General features: G+C 30.4%; 2 protein-coding genes. Both read right to left on the bottom strand.

Going from position 1 to position 1,302, the window contains the following annotated elements; genetic code table 11:
• Positions 1–488, bottom strand: a 488-nt coding sequence (locus EGM88_RS15005) for a hypothetical protein (RefSeq protein WP_148084096.1), incomplete at its 3' end; no start/stop codon positions are given.
• Positions 481–1,302, bottom strand: an 822-nt coding sequence (locus EGM88_RS15870) for a hypothetical protein (protein WP_162497597.1), incomplete at its 5' end; no start/stop codon positions are given. The genes EGM88_RS15870 and EGM88_RS15005, both read right to left, overlap by 8 nt.

Raw genomic sequence — 1,302 nt, forward strand, 5'->3', positions numbered from 1 at the left:
TCAAACTCAAAAAAATCTTTACTATCTTCAGTTAATAATTCTTTTTTAAAATAAATTGTTGAATCATTTCTACTATTTTCAATGCTAGAAATATCTAGTTTAAGAGTATCTTTTTGCTGTTGTAATTTTGACAATATGTTTGTATAATCACTACAATTTTTATCAATATTATTTAAAGAAACATTTGAGTAAGGTTTTAGTAATGAATCAATGGCTACAATAAATCTTCTTTTTGATCTTTCGTCATTAATCTTATTTATGAGGGAGTCAATTCTAGTAGAATCTTTTGAAGTGAATGCATAGTTTAGACTATCAGGAGGGGGTGGTGGAAATACGGGCTCAATAGGCTTAGCTAAATCATCATAAATTAATGAGATAATTTTATAATTATTATTTTCTTCTATCTTAGAATTATCTTTACTGCAAGATGATACGAGAACAATTATTAGTAGTATAAAGATACTATTTTTTAAACTTGTTTTATTCATTACAATTGTTGTTAAAGGTTGTGTTATCAAGTATTTTTTTTCTTGCTACTTCATAACCATCTTTTCTATCAAGCTTTACCCAGACCCCATTATCATAATAACCATCCCAGCCATATTTACGTAAACCATCCCAACCAAACCCCATATAATCTTCTAAGGGGTAACGATTATTATCTAATGCACGAATCGCTTTAGCGATTGGCTTAACATAATTATCAGCCATGTGTTGATGTTGAGCGTGTGCAGTCGCGACATCTAGGCCATTTTTAGCTCCCCATTCAAAATAATATCCTAATAAATTTGGTCTATCATTAGGGTCTAATCCTTTTTTATATTCATCTACATATTTATAAATTTCAGCATGAATACCTTCATGCAATAATGTTGCGGCCAAATCTAAAGTACCTCGACCTTCATTTCGGATATTAATTATAACTAAACCATTTTCAAGATGAATAGGATTAGCACAACCATCGTCATTTTCTTCGTTACATTCCCCGCCAGAGTTTAGTTGCAAATGATAATCAGGGTTTTCTATAAACACTCCAATAGTAGTTTTAAAGAGATTACCATTTTTTTGTATTAATTTATTATATACGCAATTTGCAACATCTGATAAATTATTTATTATATGCTCTTCCTCACTACCATCACCCTTATCTTCTTCAGGCACAGTTTTATTATCTTTCTCGTCATATGGATCTACAAACGGATTATCAGAAATAGTTTCACAGACCTCATAAGTATATATTAATTCTTCATGAATATCACCACAGATGGTTTCGACGTAATCTTCACCAAGAGAGACAGTTTG

The sequence above is a fragment of the Aureibaculum marinum genome, assembly GCF_003813905.1.
In the GTDB taxonomy this organism is placed as follows: domain Bacteria; phylum Bacteroidota; class Bacteroidia; order Flavobacteriales; family Flavobacteriaceae; genus Aureibaculum; species Aureibaculum marinum.